Source organism: Exiguobacterium sp. AB2, assembly GCF_000696055.1.
Classification (GTDB): Bacteria; Bacillota; Bacilli; order Exiguobacteriales; family Exiguobacteriaceae; genus Exiguobacterium; species Exiguobacterium alkaliphilum.
Window position 1 is genome coordinate 24,912 of the sequence record NZ_JNAA01000019.1, and the last position, 21,164, is coordinate 46,075.

The window sequence follows — 21,164 nt, forward strand, 5'->3', positions numbered from 1 at the left end:
CCCTGCCCTGAAGGGTTTTTCAGTCAGCCAACATCAACAGGTTGATGCTCGCATTGATGTCGCGGTCATGATGAGCGCCGCACGTACACGTCCATTCGCGTACATCCACTGTTTTCTTCTCGCCTTTTTCACCGCAGGAAGAGCAGATTTGTGTCGATGCGTACCATTGGTCGGCCTTGATGAGCGTCCGTCCGTAGAACTTACACTTGTATTCTAACTGGCGGACGAACTCGTACCAACTGACGTCGGCGATCGATTTGGCGACCTTGTGGTTCTTCATCATGTTCTTCGATTTTAATGTCTCCACGACGATGACTTGGTTCTCGTCAACGATACGTTTTGACAACTTATGAAGAAAATCTTTGCGTTGATTTGCGATCTTCTCGTGTTTCTTGGCGAGGATCAGCTTGGCCTTCTCTCGATTTTTACTCCCAACCTTCTTGCGAGACAAAGCGCGCTGCGCCTTCTTGACCTTTTCTTCGGACTTGCGAAGAAAGCGAGGGTTGTCGATCTCCTTAGACACCATCTCGTCATTTGTCATGATGACGAAGTGTTCCAACCCGAGGTCGATACCCACTTTGTTTTTAGCAGGAATCCATTCTTCTTCCTTTTGGTCTACAAGAATAGAGACGAAGAACTTGCCTGTCTTCGTCATCGAGATTGTCGCGGACTTGATGATTCCCTCGAAAGAACGATGTTGTTTGAACTTCACGAATCCGATCTTAGGAAGTTTCACCTTCCCGTCCTCGATCCGGACGCTCCCGTTCTGATTGTTGGTCGTATAGGAGGAACGGTCTCTATGCTTCGATTTGAACTTCGGGAACCCGACAGACTTGTCGCGGAAGAAGTTGGCATATGCCTTGTTCAAATCCATCTGTGCATTCGCCAGAGACAAGCTATCGACCTCTTTCAAGAAAGGGAATTCGGGCTTATACTTCGCAGGAGTAGGCAGCTTCTGCTTTGCGTCAGGGTTCAGCTTCGACTCTTCATACAGTCGGATACGTTCTTCGAGCATCTTATTGTAGACGAAACGTACACACCCGAATGTTTTCATGAAATATTCTTGTTGTGGCTTTGTCGGGGACAATCGAAACTTATATGCCTTCAGCAAAGATATCACTCCTCTCCTTGTTTTTCGATGTAGTGCTTGATGACGTCGATCGTCGCACCGCCAGTCGTCACGAGACAGTAGCTTCGAGACCAGAACATCTCTTTCCACAGTTGCTTCTTGACGTGCGGAAAGTCTCGTTTGATCAGTCGGCTGCTGGCGCTCTTGTAGGCGTTCAGAAACTTCGACATCTCTGTGTTCGGGTGAGCTTTGAACAACACATGGATATGATCACCGTCATGATTCCATTCGGTCAGTGTGATACGGTATGACGCGCCGATCCGTTCGAACGTCTGTCTCGCGAACTCCGAGATGGCGTCGTCAATCACCTTGCGTCTGTATTTGACCACCAGGACGAGGTGGTAATTCAGAAGGAAGACTGAATGTTTGTTTGTATCCATTTTCATTGATATATCAGTCCTTTTGATTGGTTACATCCATTATACCAAGCGCATACAATCTTGCTAACATAGGCGATTCATCTCCCACCTATGCTGGGCTTCGCCCCGAGACGCTTAGAGGAGGGAGAATTCTCGCCTACTATCGTTAAAATATGATCAATCATCCCAATATTTCTCCAAACTTTTAATTTTAATTCGGTATTTGAAATAAAAAGACTTTTTTAAATATTCCTCTTCAAATTTTATAGTCTCTCCTTTGAAATGTCTACCAAAATTTTCAAGATGAAACGCATTACCTTGTTTAAAACACTAATCGCCCACTCCTCGATCGGTCGGGCTGCACGATTGATTGAAAAATCGAGAACAATCCTGCACTTACTAAGACACAAAAAAACTGCAGACAGTTCGTCTGCAGTCTCAAGTTTACGCGTGGAGCGTCACGTTCAATTCTTCTGCGACCGCCTTGAAGGCAGCGAGCGCGCGTTCGAGGTCGTCACGTGTATGTTCCGCCGTCACGATCGTCCGGATCCGCGCCTTGCCTTTCTCGACCGTCGGGAAAGCGATGCTCTGTGCGAACACGCCGTGGTCTTTCAACTTGTCCGAGAACGTGTGCGCGAGCGTCTCTTCGCCGAGCATGACCGGTGTGATCGGCGTCGTCGCGTGACCGATGTCGAAACCGAGGTCACGGAGACCCGTCTTGAAGAACTCCGTGTTCGCCCAAAGCTTGTCGAACAGGTCTTCCTCTTCCTTCATGACGCGAATCGCTTCCTGGTTCGCGGCGACGACCGCTGGCGGGTGCGACGTCGAGAAAAGGAACGGGCGTCCTTTTTGGATCAAGAAGTCGCGGACGTCGTTCGAGCAGGCGACGTAACCGCCGAGGACACCGATTGCTTTCGAGAGCGTCCCGACTTGGAGCGCGACCCGTCCGTCGAGTCCGAAGTGGTTGACCGTCCCGCGGCCGTTCTGACCGAGGACGCCCGAGGCGTGCGCGTCGTCGACCATGACCGCCGCATCATACTTCTCGGCAAGTTCGACGATCTCTGGGAGCGGCGCGATATTGCCGTCCATCGAGAAGACGCCGTCCGTGACGATGAGGCGCGTCCGGTAGTCTTGTGTCTCTTTCAACGCTGCCTCTAAGTCTTCAAGGTCGACGTGTTTATAGATGCGACGTGCCGCTTTCGTCAAACGGATGCCGTCGATAATCGAGGCGTGGTTGAGCGCGTCGCTGATGACGACGTCTTCTGGCCCGAGGAGCGCCGACAAGACGCCAAGGTTCGTCGCGAACCCAGACTGGAACACGAGCGCCGCTTCCGTATGTTTGAACTCGGCGAGCTCGCGCTCGAACGCTTCGTGCATCTCGAACGTACCGGCGATTGTCCGGACCGAACCGGTGCCGGCGCCGAACTGTTCGACCGCTTCAATCGCCGCTCGTTTCAAACGCGGATGGTTGGCGAGACCGAGATAGTTGTTGGACGACAGTTGCACGAGCGACTTGCCGTTGATCGTGACCTCGTTCCCTTGCGCCGACTCGAGCGGCACGAGCGAGCGGAACGTGCCCGCTTGCTTCATCTCATTGACTGCTTCTGTAATATGTTCAAATGCCATATCGATTCCCCCTGTTTATGGTAATAAGACGACCTTTCCACATTTCCCGGCCCGCATGAGCTCGAAACCTTGCTCGAACTCCTCGAGCTTGAACACGTGGGTAATGATCGGTTCGACGTTCAATTGCCCGGTCGCAAGCATCGTCGACACTTGGCCCCACGTCTCATACATCTTGCGCCCGGTGATTCCTTGAACTCGGACCCCTTTAAAGACGACGTCGCGCGTCAAGTCGATGGCGACCGGTTTCGCCGGAAGGGACAACACGTTGACGTCGCCCCCTGCCGTGACCATCTTGAACGCTTGATCAATCGCGACGGGATGCCCACTCATCTCGCAGACGACATCGATCCCGTCCATGTCCGTCTCGTTCATGATCAACTCGAGCGGATTCTGCTCCATGCTGTTGATGACGACGTCCGCCCCCATATCTTCGGCGAGCTTTAACCGATACGGGTTAACATCGATCGCATAGACGCGGCTCGCACCGGCCGCCTTGGCGACACCGACGGCCATGAGCCCGATCGGTCCGCAACCGACGATAGCGACCGATTTTGCTGACACATCGCTCGCGAGCACCGTATGGACGGCGTTGCCGAGCGGTTCCTGAATCGAGGCGAGCTTCGCCGGCATCGCCACGGGATTGACCCACAAGTTCTCTTCTGGCATGACGACGTACTCGGCGAAGCACCCTTGTGTGTCTACGCCGATGATCTTCGTGTTTTTACAGATGTGATACTGCCCTCTTAAACACTGTTTGCACTGGTGACAGACGATATGTGTCTCGGCCGAAACGGCTTGGCCGATTTTGATGCGCTTCGCCCCTTCCCCGAGCGCCACGACTTCCCCCGAGAACTCGTGACCGAACACGTACGGCGGCTTGACCCGGCTCTTCGCCCAATCGTCCCATTCATAAATGTGAACGTCGGTCCCACAAATCGATGTCGCCGTCACTTTGATTAACACTTCACCCGGACCCGGTGTCGGAATAGGTACCTCGACCAATTTTGCCCCGAATCCGGCCGTATGTTTTTGAATCGCTTTCATAACAGGTGTCGTTGTTTCCTTCTCTGTCGTTGACACGAGCTGTTCCATCGAAAACGTCCCCCTCTTGTCTCTTAATCGAACTTCACGTTCTCTTTCATCTTGTCATAAAATGACGAAACTGAGAAGACAGAACGTCGGATTTCAACCAAAAAAAGAGAAGCCATCCGCGCCGATGGCTTCTCTTTACAAGAATAGGACCTATGTCCCGACCGCAAGCTCATCTCGGTTCGATGATGAGCTTGATCGCAGTTCGTTCTTCCCCGTCGATTAAAATATCCGTGAACGCCGGAATACAAATCAAGTCGAGACCGCTCGGCGCGACGAAACCGCGCGCGATGGCGACCGCCTTAATCGATTGATTGAGCGCTCCGGCGCCGATTGCTTGAATTTCACACGTTCCTTTTTCACGAAGTACGCCAGCGAGTGCACCCGCAACGGAGTTGGGATTCGATTTTGCCGAAACTTTGAGTACGTCCATTCTTGTTTCCCCCTCGGGTAGGTTGTTCAGTCAAACCAAACGGTCTGATCGTCTAGGTGTATGCGTTCGATTTTTGTGGCTCGCTTCGATTGGTCATCGATTGTGATTAAAACTCCATTTAGTTGTTCCCGTCCCTCGGCAACTTCAAACCGGACCGGCAGTTGTGTCAGGAATTTTTTCAACACGACGTCCGCGTCCATACCGAGCACACCGTCGAGCGGTCCCGTCATGCCGACGTCTGTGATATAGGCCGTCCCACCCGCGAGCACGCGCTCATCGGCCGTCTGGACGTGCGTGTGTGTGCCGACGACCGCTTGGACACGACCGTCTAAGTGGTAGCCCATCGCAATCTTCTCGCTCGTCGCCTCGGCGTGCATATCGACGAAGATAGCGTCGACGTCATCTTTCACCTCTTCAATCAATGCATCGACCGTTCGAAACGGACAGTTGAGCGACGGGAGGAAGACCGTCCCCATCGCATTGATGACGGCGAGCTTCTTCCCGCGCTGCTTCAACACCATCACCCCGACGCCTGGTGTCCCGTCCGGATAGTTGGCCGGGCGGACGATGCGGTCGGCATCATCAATCCAATCGAAGATGTCGCGGTTGTCCCACGTATGGTTCCCCATCGTCACACCATGGAAACCGAGCTCTAAAAACTGTTGGTAAATCTTCTTCGTGATGCCGCGCCCATTCGCCGCGTTCTCGCCGTTGACGAGCATGAACGTCGGGTTGTACTTGTCTTTCAAACGACCGATTTGCGCGGCCAAAATGTCCCGTCCCGGTTTCCCGACGACGTCACCGATAAATAAAATCTTCATGCTGTTCCTCCTCCATCAATAGAAAAAGCGGAGAAGGTCTCCGCTTTTTTACTTCGCATAATCGACGGACCGCGTTTCGCGGATGACCGTCACTTTAATTTGTCCTGGATAATCGAGTTCATCTTCAATCCGCTTACAGATATCGCGTGCCATCTTGCTTGCCACGACGTCGTCGACGACGTCCGGACGTACGATGATGCGCACTTCTCGACCTGCTTGAATCGCGTATGATTTCTCGACGCCATCGAACGATTCACAAATCGATTCGAGGCGCTCTAAGCGACGAATGTAGCTTTCGAGCGTCTCTTGGCGGGCACCAGGCCGTGCCGCTGACAACGCGTCGGCCGCAGCGACGAGCACTGCAATCGTCGATGTCGCTTCGACGTCTCCGTGGTGCGAGGCGATCGAATTGATGACGACCGGATGCTCTTTGTACTTCGTGGCCAGCTCGACGCCAATCTCGACGTGGCTGCCTTCGACCTCATGGTCAATCGCTTTCCCGATGTCGTGGAGGAGACCCGCTCGTTTCGCGAGCGTCACGTCTTCTCCGAGCTCGGCGGCCATCATGCCGGCGAGATGTGCCACTTCGACCGAGTGGGCGAGTACGTTTTGACCGTAGCTCGTCCGGTAGTGCATGCGACCGAGCGTCTTGACGAGGTCTGGATGGACACCGTGGATGCCGGCCTCAAACGTCGCTTCTTCCCCGTATTCACGGATGCGCTCATCGACTTCACGGCGTGACTTCTCGACCATCTCTTCGATTCGGGCCGGGTGAATCCGACCGTCTTGGACGAGTTTCTCGAGCGTCATCTTGGCAATTTCACGACGGACCGGGTCGAATCCGGATAGGATGACCGCTTCCGGTGTGTCATCGATGATGAGGTCAATACCTGTGAGCGTCTCGAGCGTCCGGATGTTACGTCCTTCGCGCCCGATGATGCGGCCTTTCATCTCATCGCTCGGCAAGTTGACGACCGATACCGTCGTCTCGGCCACATGCTCGGCGGCGTAACGTTGCATCGTGAGCGACAAGAGGTGCTTCGCTTTTTTATCAGCTTCAAATTTTGCTTTTTGCTCGATTTCTTTTTGAAGGAGAGCAGCATCGTGAAGCGCTTCCTGCTTCGCTTCGTCCATGATGATGGTCCGTGCTTCTTCTTTCGACAAGGCTGCGACGCGAACGAGTTCTTGGCGCGCTTCCTCGTACAGTTCCTCCACTTTGCTCTCAAGCGTCTCGGCTTCGCGTTTGCGTTTCGCGAGTGTCGCTTCCCGTTCGTCGAGTGAGTCTTCTTTCCGTTCGAGCATGTCTGCTTTCCGGTCGAGGACCTCTTCTTTTTGAACGAGGCGGTTCTCTTTCACCTTTTGCTCTTCGCGACGTTCGCGCAGTTCTTGCTCCGTCTCGTTGCGAAGTTGAATCATCTCTTCTTTTACTTCAAGCCGTGCTTCTTTTTGCATCGCTTCCGATTGTTGTCGCGCTTGCTCTACAATCTTGGTCGCTTCCGTCTCAGCACCTTGAATCTTCGCTTCGGCGATCGATTTACGCACAAAAAAACCTGCAACAAAAGCTATCGGCAAAAGGAGGATCAGAATAAGCTCTAATAGCCATTCCATCATGTTCACCTCCCTTTCGCAAGGTTATTTTATTTTTTCATGAATGAATACGCGAGCGAGCCCGCGTATAGCTTTATTGTACTTATTTACATAGGAGAATGCAATGCGCGGACAGGATAGAACTACCAATTCATAAAAAAATTATACTAAAAAAATCTCACTCAGAATCCTCTGAGTGAGACGTGTCACTTATTCCTCATCTAAAAGCGAGAGCACTTCATCGTCTTCCGCAGCGACGGTGACCGTTTTTTCGCCGTTCAACCCGTAATGATCGCGAATCTGTTCTTCGACAGCTGCCGCGACGTGCGGATTCTCTTTCATGAACTGTTTGGCATTCTCACGGCCTTGACCGAGACGTTCTTCATTGTATGAGTACCACGCACCGCTCTTTTGAACGATATCGAGGTCGGCCCCGATGTCGATGAGCTCCCCTTCACGTGAGATTCCTTCTCCGTACATGATGTCAACTTCCGCCGTTTTGAACGGTGGTGCGATCTTGTTTTTGACGACTTTAATCTTCGTCCGGTTCCCGACCATGTCTTGTCCTTGCTTGAGCGTCTCAGCACGACGCACTTCAAGACGGACAGACGAGTAGAACTTGAGGGCACGTCCACCTGGAGTCGTTTCCGGGTTCCCGAACATGATCCCAATCTTCTCACGGATTTGGTTGATGAAGATGACGATCGTCTTCGACTTGTTCGTCGCCCCAGACAACTTACGGAGCGCTTGGCTCATGAGACGGGCTTGGAGACCGACGTGCGAGTCCCCCATTTCCCCTTCAATCTCGGCTTTCGGGACGAGTGCCGCAACCGAGTCGACGACGAGGATGTCGACCGCACCTGAACGGACGAGCGCCTCAGCGATTTCAAGCGCTTGCTCCCCTGTATCAGGCTGTGACAAGAGAAGCTCGTCGATGTTGACGCCGAGGTTCTTCGCGTATTTCGGGTCGAGGGCGTGCTCGGCATCGACGAACGCTGCCTGACCTCCGCGTTTTTGTACTTCGGCGATCGCGTGGAGGGCTACTGTCGTCTTACCTGAAGATTCTGGTCCGTACACTTCGATGACGCGTCCCCGCGGATAGCCGCCGGCGCCGAGGGCGATGTCGAGGGCGATCGACCCTGACGGTGTGACCGATACTTGTTGATCTGTATTTTCACCAAGGCGCATGATTGAGCCTTTACCGAACTGTTTCTCGATTTGGCGTAACGCCATGTCTAACGCTTGTTTACGATCACTCATAGATAAATGAGCCTCCTTTGATTGATACTCCTATTATAAGCTAACGACATCACATACACAAGTTTTTTGCGAACGTTTATTCGCCTTTTTTTACTCGTTTCAATAATGCCCATAATCCATCTTTTGCGGCCCGTTCTTGAATCACGTGTCGTTCTTGATGCGGATAGTAGCGTTCAATCACATCAATGCCACGTCTCGTCTTCACGCCGATATATACCGTCCCGACAGGCCGTCCGGAACTTGAGACGGGACCGGCCTCTCCTGTATAAGCCAACCCATAATCGGTCGACGTCAGTTGAATCAAGCCGTGGATCATCTCAGAAGCCACTTCTTTTGAGACGACCGAGTGAGACTTTATTGTAGCAAGAGACACCCCTAAACACCTATTTTTTAGCTCGTCGGAGTACGTGACGACGCCACCTCGAAACACGTTCGACGCACCCGGGACGGCGGTGAGCATCGCTTGGACGCGTCCGCCCGTCAACGACTCGGCGACGGACAACGTGGACTGTCGACGTTCGAGTTCGCGAAGCAACGCGGTCGCCAACGTATCCTCATCCGACCCAAAATAATAGGCGCCGACACGGTTCAAAATATCTTGCTTCACGGCGGCAATCATCTCGTTTGCCTCGCTTTCCGTTGTCGCCTTCGCACTGATCCGTAGCCGCGCCTCCCCGGACTCCGCATACGGGGCGACGGTCGGATTCGATCCGGTCATCAAGTGCGACACGGCGTCATCGAGTGCCGATTCGCCTATCTCATAGAAACGGAGCGACTCGGATACGAGTGTCGCCCCCGAAAACTTTTGCGGAAACGTCGCTTCGACGAGCGCCTTCATCTCCCGAGGGACGCCCGGCAAGAGGAGCCACGTCGTCCCCCCATCGTCTAGCCACATCCCGGGAGCGAGACCGACCGGGTTGGCGAGCACCTCACAACCTTCTAACACGTCGGCTTGCCGACGGTCCCCTTCGTTCAGTTCACGTCCTCGCGAGCGGACGAATCGCGCAATCGTGTCGAGCGAGGCTTCGTCCCGGGTGATTCGACGGCCGAGTAAGTCGGCGAGAACCGTCTTCGTGATGTCGTCATTCGTCGGGCCGAGCCCGCCGGTGACGATGACGAAGTCGCTGCGCTCCCGCGCCTTGGCGAACGTCTCTTTAAGGCGCGCGGCGTTATCCCCGACGACTACATGATACAGGACGGGGATGCCATGCTTCGACAATTGAAGTGAGATGTAACGCGCGTTCGTGTTTGTGATTTCGCCTAGCAGTAGTTCAGAACCTACCGCAATGATTTCGGTCCGTTGCATGGATTCTCCTCCTCACGATTCAAAAAAGACGAGTTGCAACCACAACTCGTCTCCTCGATTCACATCGACTTTACAATGATTTTATAGTTTTGGGCGAAATATTCGGCTCCCGAATAAATCGTCAAGGCGAGAGCGAGCCACATCGCCCACTCTCCGAACGGGATGCCGACGTAACTGAAAATCGGGTTCCCGAACAATAAGAAGATGATGGCAAACAGCTGGACCCACGTCTTCGCCTTGCCTGACTTACCGGCCGCGACGACGATGCCTTCATCGGCTGCGACGAGTCGCAGCCCGGTCACGGCAAACTCACGCGACAAGATGACGACGACGACCCACGCCGCGACGAGATTCATCTCGACGAGCAAGACGAGCGCCGCGGTGACGAGCAACTTGTCTGCGAGCGGATCCATGAACTTCCCAAAGTTCGTCACCAAATTGTGCTTTCTCGCCAAATGGCCATCCAGCCAATCGGTGATGGCCGCGACCGTGAAGACGACGGCGGCTAAAAATTGATGGAGCGGGACTTCCGCTCCGAGGAAAGCGATGTTTCCCCACTCAAAGTCTACTGCGAGCAAGACGACGAAGACGGGAATCAATACGACCCGTAACATCGTCAAGCGGTTAGGTAGGTTCATCGAGAACTCCTCCTCTAGAAGAGCGTCGGCTTATTCAGCATCGACTCTCTTCACAAAAATATTTTGTGTGACCGGTGAATCGGCTAGTTCGAGCTCTCGACCGTTGACGACGATTTTCTCGACGCCACCGATCAAGCCAATTCGGATGCGTAGCGTGTCCGTCTCGGCGTCTTCGATGACGATTGGATTTTGTTTCGATTGGTTCGGATACTCAGGTGCGAGGAACGGTCCTTCAAGCGACGTATCGCGGACCCCGACATACGTCGCCGGTGACTCCTTCACATGAATCTCGGTCGTCAATCGCTCATCGGTCGCAATCTCATACGTCAAGTCGGCTCCGTTCGTCTCGGTGACGGCGATTGGGCCTGTCTCTTCGACCGGCTCTTCCTCGACTGGCTCTTCCTCGACCGGCGCTTCTTCAGCCGGCTCTTCTTCTGGCACTTCTTCATTTTGGTTGATTGACACGCCAGAGCTCGGCGCCTCGTTCGGTGAAGCGTCTTGCCCGCCAAAATCAAGGCTCCGGACCACGTACCACACGGCCGTCATGAGCAAGAAGGCGACGAGAACGAGCATCACTTTCGGCACCCAACGTGAGACGCGGCTCGACGTCTCCGATGCTTTCGAGTACGTCTGTTTGCGAGACAACTGCGCCGTCGGTTGCGGTTCGATTTTCGGCAAGTCTTTCGCATACGTTTCGTACAACTCGTCGACGTCTAGACCGAGCGACTCGGCATACGTCTTGATGAACGCCCGTGCATAGAACGAACCAGGGAGATTTTTATAATCACCTTCCTCGATCGCGATGATATAGCGCTTTTGAATCTTCGTCGTCTGCTGGATTTGGTCGAGCGTCAAGCCGCTCGCCTCACGCCTTTGTTTCAAAAAAGTCCCTAGTTCTGTCACAGGGGTCCACACCTTCCATTCAAATAATTATTCAAACCATTCTGCTTCACGATGCGTTTCTTGCGGGATGATGATGACTTCATCTTGATTGTTGCGCAACTCGATAATATAGTCAAAGTCCTCGAACACGCAGTCCGTGTTCCGGACGTATAGGTCAGGATGTTCAATCACTTTGACGGCCGGGAGCCGCATGACTTCTCGAATCAGTTGACGGTGCCGCTCGTCCATCGTCCTTGTCGAGACGGCGCCGTCGATTATGTAGACGTGATCGCCTTCCCGTTCTTCTTCAAACAACGATGTCCGAACCGTCTGCTTCATGAGCGTCGACGAGAGGAAGAGCCAGCGCTTGTTGGCACATACGCTGGCCGCAACAATCGACTCGGTCTTCCCGACACGCGGATTGCCGCGGACACCAATCAACAGATGACGCTCTTCTTTCATCAGTTCGGCGACAAAGTCGACGAGGACACCTAAGTCCTCGCGGACGAACCGGAACGTCTTTTTGTCATCGTTATCATGTTCGATATAGCGCCCGTGCCGAATCGCGATACGGTCGCGAAGTTTCGGCCGACGCAGCTTGATGACAGCGATCGCTTCCATCTTGCGGAGGATATGTTCGAGCCGGTGGACGTGATCGGCTGCCGGCGCTTTTAACAGCATCCCACGGCGTTGCAGGTCGACCCCGTTAATCGTCACGATTGAGATTTGGAGCATTCCCATGAGTGATGCGATGTCACCGAGAATACCAGGTCGATTTTGGCAAAGTTCATACTCGAGATACCATTCTTCGAACTTATGATCCATCCGGTCCACCCTTTCCGCTACACGTTCACTACCTTGTTCATTCTAAATTATTTTAGAAGAATTGAAAAGAACTCGTTTTTCCATTTCACGAAGTCGTCACTGCCAACCTCCATCGATTCGCAGGATGGCGCCGGTCATATATCCTGCCTCCTCAGAACAGAGGAAGCGAATCGTCCGGGCCACTTCGTCGACATGGCCGAGACGCCCGAGCGGAATCGCCTGAATCGCCTCGTCTTTCGTCTCTTCTACCGTATCATTCATCGGCGTATCTATCCAGCCCGGCGTGACGGCGTTGATGCGTACATGGAACGGTCCGGCCTCGCGGGCGAACGCTTTGACGAAACCGAGCTGCGCCGCTTTGACGGTCGAGTAAAACACTTCACCGGCTGCCCCGACCTCGCCCCAGACGCTCGAGACGACGACGATGTCGAGCGGGGCGTTATACGGTTTCGCTGCGACGGCCCGTTGAACGAGACGTGTGAGCGCACGGACGTGGACACGGTATAAACGATCGAGGTCGTGAATCGGTTGGTCGACGACGAGGCCGTGGACGTGGTTCCCTGCGACGTAGACGAGACGGTCGATTTGCTCGATTGACGTCATCCACGCTTCGAGCGCGTCTTCGTCTTCGAGGTCGCACGTGTCGACTCGGGCATCGAGTCGTTCCGCTTTCACGAACGCCTCGAGCGTGGCGCCGTTTCGATTCGCCTGCAAGATGAGTGCGTCACCGCGAAACGCTCTCGCGACCGCTTGGCCGATCGCCCCGCTCGCACCGGTAATGAGCGTTCTCACGGCTTTTTGACGATCGAGACGGCTCGTTTGTCAGACTGGAACAGTCGGCCGTACGCCTCGTATAGGTCATCGAGCGTGATTTCATCGATCACGTCCGGCATCTCGAACATGTTGCCACCGCTAAGGGCGTACCGTGAAAACTGGTTGGCGATAAACTCCGGTGAGTTGAGCGCTTTTAAAAAATTGCCCTTTCATCATCCGTTTCTTGCGGTCGAGCGTCGCCTCGTCTAAGTTGAGCGGACGTTCAAGCGCGGCCGTAATGCGCGAGACGAACGTGTCGACGTGAGGCGTCTCCATCGATAGCGCGGCGAACGCGAACGTGTCTTCCGACGTATAATCGAACGAGAACGCATCGTCAATCAATCCTTCCGCATAAAGTTCCGCGTAAAGGGGCGCCGTCGTGTCGAACAGGCTGTGGAGGAGCAACTCGACGATGAGCTCCTGCTTCATGCCCGCCGCACCGGCACGTGGCGTGTCTTTATAACCAATCATCACTTTCGGCACCGAGACGTCCATCTCGATGATTCGTTCGGACTGATGGACCGCTTCTGGTTCCTCGATTTGTTCCCGTGCCGTCAAGACGGGTGCTTCGAACGTCTTCGCGGCTTGATTTGCTTTAATCTGCTCGAGCACGCCTTCAGGATCGATGTTCCCGACGACGAACAACACCATGTTGCTCGGGTGGTAGAAGGCGCGGTGGCAGGTGTACAAGTCGTCCGCCGTGATTTTGCCAATCGATTCGATCGTTCCGGCGATATCGATGTTCACTGGATGCTCGGCGTACATCGCCCCAATCAATCCAAAGTATAGACGCCACCCGGGATTGTCTTGATACATTTGAATCTCTTGACCGATAATCCCTTTCTCTTTCTCGACCGACGCCTCGGTGAAATAAGGTGCTTGGACAAAGTCGATCAACGTCGTCAAGTTCGCTTCGACGTTCGAGGTCGCTCCGAACAAATACGCCGTCCGGGTGAACGAGGTGAATGCGTTCGCCGACGCCCCGAATCGCCCGAACTTCTGGAAGACGTCCCCGTCTTCTTTTTCAAACATCTTATGCTCGAGGAAATGGGCAATCCCGTCCGGCACGTCCACCCATTCTTCCGTCTTAAAGCGGCGGTCAATCGACCCGTATTTCGTCGTGAACGTGGCGTACGTCTTCTCATAGCCGACTTTTTTCAATAAATAGACGGTCAATCCGTTGTCGAGCACGGTATGATGCAGCGTCTCACCGACGTGCGGAAACTCTACTCTCATGTCGTCTCCCCCTTTAAACAATACACTGCCTTCAAATCGATTCGTTGTGCTAGCTTCGCGACATCGTCTCGCGATGTCCGTCCGATAATCGCCATCTCTTCCTCGAGTGTGAACGGGCGGATATCCGACCCGCTCATCCAGGCGATCAATTGACGCGGGTTGTCTCCGAGCTGACGGCGCTGGTGGTAGAGCATCTCTTTCGTCTGCTCGAGCGTCTCCACTTCGAACGTACCCGCCTGCAAGTCAACGAGCTGGTCGGCGATAATCTGTTCGGTCTTAGCTTGATTCGTCATGTCGATGCCGGCGTAGACGAACAACATGCGGCTAAGCGAGCTATATTGCGAGGCCGCGTAGTACGCCAAGCTCTCCTTCTCGCGCACGTTCATGAACAGCTTCGAATGTGGGAACCCACCGAACAACCCGTTGACGACTTGCATCCGGACCGCATCCTCGCTCGTCGGGTCGACATCGACGGCATAGGCGAGGTGAAGTTTGCTCTGGTTGATGGACTGGGCTTCCTCGAGACGTTGGAACTCGCGCACGACGGATTCTGGGTAGCGGCGCGGTAGCGCGGCGCCGAGCGTTTCAATCGGCGCGAACGCTTCCGTCACTTGAGCCCGGTCGACATCGCCGACGACGTAGACGTCGATTCGGTCGTGTTGAATCATCGCCTCGTACGCCTCGAATAACGAGCGCGGCGTCACTTCCGCCAACTGCTCGAGCGTACCGAGCGACGGGATGGCGAGCTCGCCGCCGAGCATCTCCTGCAGGCGTTGTTGGGCGAAACGCATCTTGTCATCGTAGACGGATTCGATGCGCTGTCGTTGAAGACGCAGTTCCTGTTCCACAATCAACGGTTGGAATGCGCCATCGAACGCGTTCGGGCGAAGCAGCACTTCTTCTAGTAGTTTGATCGCCTTCGCGAGTACGGCTTCCCCGACGAGACTGTCGTTCACGACCTCGAGTTGGAACTGGATGACATGTTCGGCCCCGACTTTCGAGGCGCCGGCGTAGAGCGCGGCGTCGTACAGTTCTTCTAACGGCGTATGGAACGCTTCAATCGATGGATAGTTCGCTGTCGACTTATCCATGATATACGGCAACAACGCACGGTCGGCAATCGTCTCTTTCGAAAGCGGTGCCGAGAACGAGACGAGGCACGTCGTCGTCTTAAACTTATCGGTCGGATAGACCGAATAGTGCAAACGCTGTTGGAATTGTTCGATTCCTTTCATAAGTAGACCTACTCCTTTTTCTTTTTCGTTTTGAACACGTCGGCGCCACGGGCATATTCTTGGTCGGGCACACCGGCCACGACGTTCGCGTAACGGGCCGCAGTGAACAAGTAATCGCTCAGCCGGTTATAAAATGGGAGTTGGCGTGAGGCCGCATCGACATTGACGAGCTCTCGCTCGACACGTCGACAGACGGTGCGCGCCACGTGCAGGCTCGCCGCAGCGACGCTCCCACCCGGTAAGATGAACCGTTTCAGTTTCGGGCATTTCGGTTCGAGCTCGTCAATCCATGTCTCGAGCTCGGTGACGATGACCAGATCGACGAGTTTCGGTGGGGTCTCAGTGTACATGAGCTCTGAACCGAGGTCGAACAAGTCGTGTTGAATCTTCGTCAGCTGGGCACGAAGCACATCATCGGTTTGATGGGCGAGCGCGAGGCCGATATGACTGTTCAGTTCATCTAACAACCCCATCGCCTGAATGTGCGGATGAACTTTTAAGACGCGTCCCCCGATAAGAGACGTCTCGCCTTTGTCACCGCCTCGAGTGTACAGTTTCATGTCATTTCCTCCTTTATGCCACAAATGGTGACCCATAGGAGTCACCATTGTCATTATGCATCGGGCTGGGTGTACGGGAGTCGAATCGTGAACGTCGTCCCCTCACCGAGCACACTTGAGACGTCGACCGATCCGTGATGGGCATCGATGACGTTTTTGACGATGGCGAGGCCGATTCCGGTGCCGGTCTTGCCACCGCTCGTCCGCGCCTTGTCGGCTTTATAGAACCGTTCGAACACGAACGGCAAGTCTTCTTTCGGGATACCCGTACCGGTGTCGATGAGGCGAATCACTACCCCGTCTTCCTCCTCGACCGCGTCAAGGCGAATCGATCCGCTGTCCGTATGGGCGATGGCGTTGCCGATCAAGTTCGTGAACACTTGCTCGAGACGGTCGCCGTCTGCTTCAAGCATCCGGCTCGGTGCGCTCGCATCGAGTTCAATCCCTTTCTCTTTCGCCATCTGCTTAAACTTGCGCATGACGCGCGGCAAGAACTCACCGAGGTCGAGCGGCATGAACTGCATCGTCTCTTTGCCCGACTCGATTCTCGCGAGGTCGAGCAAATCGTTGACAAGCCTCGCGAGACGGAGCGACTCATCGTAGATGATGGAGGCGAATTTTTTCGTCGCGTCATCGCTTTCCGTCATCCCGTCGATAATCGCTTCCGAATAGCCTTGTAGCGTCACGAGCGGGGTCCTGAGCTCATGGCTGACGTTCGCCACGAAATCGGTCCGCATCTTGTCGAGGTGATGGCTCTCGGTCGTGTCGCGGATGACGACGACGGCGCCTTCGAAATCCTCTTCCCCGATGAGCGGCGTGACCGTGAGCGTATAATAATGCTCGTTCTGTTTCACTTCAATCGTCTTCTCCGGGGCGCCGTCGACGACTTCCTCATAGAGTGACAAAACGACGTCATGCGGCTGCCCGTCGATGAACAACGGGTCGGCTTGCGGATTCGTCACGATGACGTTCGCGTGGCGGTCGAGCGTGATGACACCGTCGGCCATCGAGCGTAAAATCGAGGCGAGTTGTAGCCGCTCCCGGTCGAGCGCATTGACGTACGTCGCGAGCTGGCTGCTCATCGCGTTGAACGATCCGGCGAGCTGTCCGATTTCATCATGTGTCCGTTGTTCGAGACGTAAATCGAATTGACCTTCGGCCGTCTTGTTGACGGCGTCACGCATCTCCCGAAGCGGCGCCGTGATTCGCGTCGACAGGAAGAACGCGAACACGGTCGTCGCGATAATCGCGGAGGCGACGGTCCAAAAGATGATCGTGCGCGCCCCTTCATTGGCGCTTGAAATCGCATCGAGCGGCTCGAGCAAGTAGAGCGTGTAGTCACCCGTCTCGAGCGGGAACGTCGTCCGGTACGCCAAGGCGGCTTGATCGTCGAAGGAAGAAAAATTACCAATCGCCGTCTCGCCGACTTGTTGATACGGCTCCCACGCCTGACGTCCGAGCTCGGTCATGAGTCCGTCCACTTCCGTCCCGAAGTTCGAACGGACAGAACCATTCTCTAGAATATAGTTGGCCCCGTACACCTCGATGATTTGGTCGACGGTGCGCGACGTGTCGCCTTCTTGAAGCAACACCGACTGGACTTGTCCACTGAGCTTGGCCAAGTGTCCTCGCTCCTGGTCGATATGAAACGAGTTGAAGAACTCGAGCATGAGGACCGAGACGATGAACAAGACGAGACTGACGAGGACGAGAATCGTCAGCCAGAGCTTCGTGACGATACTGTTACGGCGAACCATCACTCACTGACGGCTTCGAACTTGTAGCCGACACCCCATACCGTCGTAATCATTTGGGCGGCGTCAGGGGAGACCCGGTTCAGCTTCTCACGAAGCCGTTTGACGTGCGTGTCGACCGTTCGAAGGTCTCCAAAGAATTCATAGTTCCATACCTCTTTTAACAACTGTTCGCGCGAGAACACCTTATCGACTTGTTTCGCCAAGAAGAACAAGAGCTCGTACTCTTTCGGCGTGAGGGCGATCTCTGCGCCATCGACGGTGACGCGGTGGGCGTCATTGTCAATCGTCAGATGCGGATAAACGATCAAGTCTTTCGACTTCTCTGACGTCCGGAGGAACTTCGTCGCTCCCGAGCGGCGAAGAAGCGCCTTGACGCGCAGGACGACTTCACGTGGGCTGAACGGTTTGACGATATAATCGTCCGCCCCGACCTCGAACCCTTGGACCCGGTCAATCTCTTCGCCTTTCGCCGTCAACATGATGACCGGCGTCGCTTTCGACTTACGGAGTTCCATACACACCTCGACCCCGTCCATCTTAGGCATCATCAAATCGAGCAAGATGACGTCATAATCACGCTCAAGTGCGAGCTGCAGCGCCTCTTCCCCGTTCGTCGCTTCTTCGATGACGTACTGTTCGCGTTCGAGATACATTTTCAACAGTCGACGAATTCTTTCCTCATCGTCGACCACTAGAATTTTCGTTTTATCAGCCATCCACTAAAACCTCCTAGAGATCCATTGCAAGATGTAGCGATTGTTGCACAATTGTGAACATTCCGCTCTCTTTCATAACTATACCACTCTATTATTTGGCTTCACAACGGTGAGTTGTATGCCCTTACGAAAAAAGAAGCCACCGAAGTGACTTCTTTCATTACGCGTACGAATGCAACCCGGCGATGACGAGGTTGACGAAGACGAGGTTGAACATGATGACAGCGAAACCGCCGACACATAGCCAGGCCGCTTTCGTTCCCGTCCACCCGCGCTGAATTCGCATATGGAGATAATAGATATAGATGAGCATCGTGATGAGCGCCCACACTTCTTTCGGATCCCAGCCCCAGAATCGGTTCCAGGCGATTTGTGCCCAAATCATGGCGAAGATGAGGCCGCCGAGGATGAAGACCGGTAGCCCGATGGCGACCGAGCGATAACTGATCTCATCGGCGAGGTCGAGGCTGACCTTCTTCGCGAGCGGCTGCAACGACTCTGCGATCCGCTTACGGAGAATGACGAAGCGGAGCAAGACGTAGAGCACGAGTCCCGCGATGACCGACCAGACGAGCGTATTCAACTTCAACGTGTTGATGAAGTTCGGAAGCTCAAGTGACAAGCCGCTCGACCCAGATAGGAGTTGTGCGCCTTCTGGTGCGAACAAGATCGGCATGAAGTACTCGTACGTCTCTTGGCCGCCTCGGTCGTTCGTGAACTCGACGACACCACCGGCACCAATCCCTTTGAAGAGCATCGAGATGAGGATGAAGCCGAGCGTACAGACGAGGACGAACATCGTCACTTCGAGCCACGTGCGCGACTTCGATTGTTCTCGCATCGATGTCTCATTTAACAAGAAGATGAGTCCTGACGCGAAACTGATTGCGAGAATGCCTTGCCCGAGGGCGGCCGTCGTGACGTGAATCTTCAACCAGACACTGTTGAGTGCCGGGATAAGTGGTGCCACGTCGCTTGAGAACATCGAAGCGAAGGCGATGACGAGTAGCGCCACCGGCATCGCGAACAAGCCGAGCACATCATTTTTATAAATCCCATAGACGACGAGGAAACCGAGCACTATCATCATTCCAAAGAACGTCGTATATTCGTACAAGTTCGACACAGGCGCATAACCGACACCGGCCCAGCGTAAAATAAAGTAGCCTGTCTGGGCGATAAAGCCGATCACAGCCAAGATGAACGCGATTTTGCCGTATGGGACACGGTTGACGTTTCGGTCTTTACGCATCCCGCTGACCGCGATCGTGAACAACACGGTCGCGACGGCGTATAAAATGAACGCGATGAGGAGCAGACGACTGCTCCATTGAATCCATTCCATTAAGATTCCCCTCTTTCAGTTGTTGAGTTGGCGTTTGTCTCTTTTTCGAACATCGCCTGATCTTCCCAAATCGGCAGCCCTGCCTTCTCGAGAAGCGGCGACACTTCACGACGAAGCGACGACGGGTTTTTATTCGTGAAGCCCGCGACGAGGACGTCCGTCTCACCGTGACGACGTATCCAGACGCGACGGTGTGGCCAATACATCCCCATCACGATCCCAATCATAAAGATCGTCCCACCGACGATTAAAATCGGGTACGTCGAGTCGCTCTTCACCCGGAGACCACTCGTACTCGCCATCTCGGTCCCTGCGAATTGAACGGCATACCGATTCTCTTCGTCGGCCACGTTCATCCGGATTCCAATCAAGTTCGTCTCGCTCGTCCCTTCCGGCGTATCGATTGTGAAGAAGAACGCCGGGTTCAATGCGCGCGGCGATTTCGTATCCGGCACCCCGTTTCGCACTTCAAAGTCAGGATATAAGTCTTTCAACGAGACCGTCACGTCTCCGAGCGCATACGTCGTCTCCGGGTTGTCCAAGTCGACCGTGAACGGGCCGTACAGTTCGCCCGTCTCTTTATCACCGACGCTAAACGACATCGATAAGAATTCGGGACGGCTCGAGTACTGCTCTTGATAGACTTCATACTTATCAAACTTGAACGGATGGTTCACTTTCGTCGAACCGACCTCGACTTCTTCGAGAACAGGCGATCCGTCATCGTTCGTCCCGGTCTTCTTGAAGAGCGTCAATTCCGTCTCATAGTTTTTCGGGACGGCACCCGCCTTCTCAATCGCATCGGCGAACTTTGCATCTTCCTCATTGTTCTCTGGGTCGTACATCTCGAGAATGAATTGGTCGTTGCGCAAATAATACTCGTCTTCGGTCGCCTCGAGCGCGACCGTGTCCCCTTCCCGCACCCATTCGAGCGTGTCTGTATAGAAGGCAGGGAAGACGCGGAGCATCGCCCCGATGAAGAAGATGACGAGACCGACGTGGTTGACGTAAGGGCCCCAGCGCCCGAAGCGATGTTTCTCGGCGAGCAGTGCGTCACCGTCACGCTTCACTTGATAGCGTTTCGCTTTTAAAGCGTCACCGAACGCATCGATTTGTGCGTCCGAGCCTTTTCCTTCTCCAGTTAGACGTTGCCCACGCATGAAACGGTCGGTACGTCGCACCGGCTGGTTTTTCAACGCTTTGTACAACGGGAAGAACCGATCGATTGACACGACGATGAGCGACAGTGTCAACATGACGATGAGCCCGATGTACCACCATGACGTATAAAGATTATGGAATCCAAGCGTGTAGTAGAGCGTTCCGGCCGAACCGTACTCTTGCGTGTAATACTGGCTCGCCGGCAATTGTTGCGGGATGTACATTTCCTGCGGGAAAATCGTACCGACAGCGGAACCGACGATAATCACAGCAATCAACCAGAGCCCGACCTTTACCGATGCAAAGAAGCTCCAGACGCGATCAATCCATGATCTCGGACGTCGTTTCGACCGCAAATCAGCGCCGTCATATTTCATATCTAGCAT

The 21,164-nt window shown here is 54.3% G+C and carries 19 protein-coding genes and 1 pseudogene; all 20 read right to left on the reverse strand.

Annotated elements, in window-relative coordinates; all coding sequences use genetic code 11:
- Positions 1-19: 19 nt before the first annotated feature.
- Positions 20-1,111, reverse strand: coding sequence for an IS200/IS605 family element RNA-guided endonuclease TnpB (gene tnpB / locus DI14_RS02970; protein ID WP_034805037.1), 1,092 nt, complete (start codon positions 1,109-1,111; stop codon positions 20-22).
- 5 nt (positions 1,112-1,116) lie between these two features.
- On the reverse strand, positions 1,117-1,515 hold the full coding sequence (tnpA, locus tag DI14_RS02975; RefSeq protein ID WP_034805039.1) for an IS200/IS605 family transposase: 399 nt from the start codon (positions 1,513-1,515) through the stop codon (positions 1,117-1,119).
- A 417-nt stretch (positions 1,516-1,932) separates the two neighbouring features.
- A complete protein-coding gene (locus DI14_RS02980) occupies positions 1,933-3,114 on the reverse strand; it encodes a glycine C-acetyltransferase (RefSeq protein WP_029334870.1) in 1,182 nt (393 codons plus the stop codon).
- Positions 3,115-3,129: 15 nt separating this feature from the next.
- The gene (tdh, locus tag DI14_RS02985) at positions 3,130-4,206 is read right to left on the reverse strand and encodes an L-threonine 3-dehydrogenase (RefSeq protein ID WP_034805042.1); all 1,077 of its coding nucleotides are present in this window, start codon (positions 4,204-4,206) and stop codon (positions 3,130-3,132) included.
- A 169-nt stretch (positions 4,207-4,375) separates the two neighbouring features.
- Positions 4,376-4,636 carry a stage V sporulation protein S gene (locus DI14_RS02990; protein WP_024371608.1) on the reverse strand — a complete coding sequence of 87 codons (261 nt, stop codon included), beginning with the start codon at positions 4,634-4,636 and terminating at the stop codon, positions 4,376-4,378.
- A gap of 26 nt (positions 4,637-4,662) precedes the next feature.
- Complete coding sequence (locus DI14_RS02995) at positions 4,663-5,457, reverse strand: TIGR00282 family metallophosphoesterase (protein WP_034805045.1); 795 nt, start codon at positions 5,455-5,457, stop codon at positions 4,663-4,665.
- 48 nt (positions 5,458-5,505) lie between these two features.
- Positions 5,506-7,068, reverse strand: coding sequence for a ribonuclease Y (gene rny, locus DI14_RS03000; RefSeq protein ID WP_034805048.1), 1,563 nt, complete (start codon positions 7,066-7,068; stop codon positions 5,506-5,508).
- A gap of 186 nt (positions 7,069-7,254) precedes the next feature.
- A complete protein-coding gene (gene recA / locus DI14_RS03005) occupies positions 7,255-8,304 on the reverse strand; it encodes a recombinase RecA (protein ID WP_034805051.1) in 1,050 nt (349 codons plus the stop codon).
- A 76-nt stretch (positions 8,305-8,380) separates the two neighbouring features.
- Positions 8,381-9,610 (reverse strand): competence/damage-inducible protein A, encoded by a 1,230-nt coding sequence (locus DI14_RS03010; RefSeq protein ID WP_034805054.1) that lies wholly within the window; start codon positions 9,608-9,610, stop codon positions 8,381-8,383.
- A 59-nt stretch (positions 9,611-9,669) separates the two neighbouring features.
- On the reverse strand, positions 9,670-10,248 hold the full coding sequence (pgsA, locus tag DI14_RS03015) for a CDP-diacylglycerol--glycerol-3-phosphate 3-phosphatidyltransferase (RefSeq protein ID WP_034805057.1): 579 nt from the start codon (positions 10,246-10,248) through the stop codon (positions 9,670-9,672).
- A 30-nt stretch (positions 10,249-10,278) separates the two neighbouring features.
- A complete protein-coding gene (locus DI14_RS03020) occupies positions 10,279-11,151 on the reverse strand; it encodes a RodZ family helix-turn-helix domain-containing protein (RefSeq protein ID WP_034805060.1) in 873 nt (290 codons plus the stop codon).
- A gap of 27 nt (positions 11,152-11,178) precedes the next feature.
- A complete protein-coding gene (locus DI14_RS03025) occupies positions 11,179-11,955 on the reverse strand; it encodes a YmfK family protein (protein ID WP_024371601.1) in 777 nt (258 codons plus the stop codon).
- A 96-nt stretch (positions 11,956-12,051) separates the two neighbouring features.
- Positions 12,052-12,747, reverse strand: a complete 696-nt coding sequence (locus DI14_RS03030) for an SDR family NAD(P)-dependent oxidoreductase (protein WP_034805063.1) — start codon at positions 12,745-12,747, stop codon at positions 12,052-12,054.
- Positions 12,744-14,004 (reverse strand): annotated as a pseudogene (gene yfmH / locus DI14_RS03035) (EF-P 5-aminopentanol modification-associated protein YfmH). The gene DI14_RS03030 and the pseudogene yfmH overlap by 4 nt, the downstream one beginning before the upstream one ends.
- Positions 14,001-15,239 carry an EF-P 5-aminopentanol modification-associated protein YfmF gene (gene yfmF / locus DI14_RS03040; RefSeq protein ID WP_034805066.1) on the reverse strand — a complete coding sequence of 413 codons (1,239 nt, stop codon included), beginning with the start codon at positions 15,237-15,239 and terminating at the stop codon, positions 14,001-14,003. Before yfmF ends, yfmH begins: the two are co-directional and overlap by 4 nt.
- Before the next feature lie 8 nt (positions 15,240-15,247).
- A complete protein-coding gene (locus DI14_RS03045) occupies positions 15,248-15,799 on the reverse strand; it encodes a cob(I)yrinic acid a,c-diamide adenosyltransferase (protein ID WP_034805069.1) in 552 nt (183 codons plus the stop codon).
- Positions 15,800-15,852: 53 nt separating this feature from the next.
- Positions 15,853-17,556 (reverse strand): ATP-binding protein, encoded by a 1,704-nt coding sequence (locus DI14_RS03050; protein WP_034805072.1) that lies wholly within the window; start codon positions 17,554-17,556, stop codon positions 15,853-15,855.
- Positions 17,556-18,272, reverse strand: a complete 717-nt coding sequence (locus DI14_RS03055) for a response regulator transcription factor (RefSeq protein ID WP_034805076.1) — start codon at positions 18,270-18,272, stop codon at positions 17,556-17,558. Before DI14_RS03055 ends, DI14_RS03050 begins: the two co-directional genes overlap by 1 nt.
- A 160-nt stretch (positions 18,273-18,432) precedes the next feature.
- Entirely contained in the window at positions 18,433-19,617 is a 1,185-nt protein-coding gene (ccsB, locus tag DI14_RS03060; RefSeq protein ID WP_034805078.1) for a c-type cytochrome biogenesis protein CcsB, read from the reverse strand.
- Complete coding sequence (locus DI14_RS03065; RefSeq protein WP_034805081.1) at positions 19,617-21,164, reverse strand: cytochrome c biogenesis protein ResB; 1,548 nt, start codon at positions 21,162-21,164, stop codon at positions 19,617-19,619. The genes ccsB and DI14_RS03065 overlap by 1 nt, the downstream gene beginning before the upstream one ends.